Here is a 1,110-nt window from a genome sequence, read left to right on the forward strand (position 1 = left end):
CCCCCGCCGGCACCGCCCTGCCCACCATCGCCATCCCACTCAGTAGCTGCACTCAATGGCGCTACACCAAAGCCAAAACCACCTACACAGGCGTATCGGCCAACTACAACGACCGCGCCTACGCTCGCCGAGCCACCGTCACGACCGGCAGCACTGAAAACCCCTTCGTCATACGTAAAACATACCGAACCGAAGCGGCAGCAGTAGAAGCGGCCAATGCAAAATGGAAAAAACTGAAACGCGCCGAACAGGCGCTAGAAATCGACCTGGAACAGCTCAACCCCGACGTCATCGCCGAGGCATCACTTGTGTTGGAAGGGTTCCCGGCAGACGTGCCGGCAACAGGTTGGGTTGTGGCTGTTGCTGAACATCAAATAGACGGAAGTGGCACGGCAACCAGAATTATCGCAGAGATACCAGCATCAGTGCAGAAGTGAGACAAGCCAATGGATCGCTTTGAACAGCTCAATACTGCCGGTCATCATTCGAGTGTTACTAGCTTTGATACAAATCGCTAAATAAGCTTATGAAGTCACATCCTTTTAGTACAGGAATATTGCGCTCACTTGCCGCTTTTAGCAGCTCAGCATCCAGCAGATCGTCTTCGTCGAACAGAACGTAGTCGGTGCGCAGGCTCAGGGTTGAGCCGCGTTCAACCCGGTAGCCCTTGTCCTCTAGCCAAGCCATTTGAACCTGCTCAATCGGCTCGCTCGTCGCCGTGATTAACACAGTTTTGACTGTCTTGACCTGTGGCTTTGGTGGTTGGGTAAAGCGCATAAAGTTCAGCAACAAATCCTGTGCAGCCGCTGATCCATTGAAATTTCGGTAGAACGACAACCACTCAGATTCACGCTCGGTCAACACGTGGTCGAAGTCTTCAGAACGACTGCCACTCAGCAAATACAGAACATCAAAGCCCCGTTCACGCAGCGCTGCCAGATGGGTGGCATTGGGCGTGGAAGCCCCTTGCTCCCATGAATGCACGGTCCTTCTTGTCGAGTTGACTAGATCGCAAACATCCCCCTGAGTCAGACCAAGACGCTCTCGCTCTTCCCTGAGCCGATCAAAAAACTCGCCCATACAAAAAACTTCCCATTGACATGGGCAATT

The 1,110-nt window shown here is 53.2% G+C and carries 1 protein-coding gene and 1 pseudogene; one reads left to right on the forward strand and one right to left on the reverse strand.

The features are described from left to right. A pseudogene (locus G516_RS24890) lies at positions 1-437 on the forward strand (hypothetical protein); the annotation flags it as partial. Positions 438-495: 58 nt separating this feature from the next. Here G516_RS24890 and G516_RS23995 read toward each other — a convergent pair. Further along, on the reverse strand, positions 496-1,110 hold a 615-nt coding region (locus G516_RS23995; RefSeq protein ID WP_211225121.1), incomplete at its 5' end, for a helix-turn-helix domain-containing protein.

Origin of the sequence: Oceanobacter kriegii DSM 6294, from assembly GCF_000422845.1 — a bacterium.
GTDB classification, from domain to species: Bacteria; Pseudomonadota; Gammaproteobacteria; order Pseudomonadales; family Oceanobacteraceae; genus Oceanobacter; species Oceanobacter kriegii.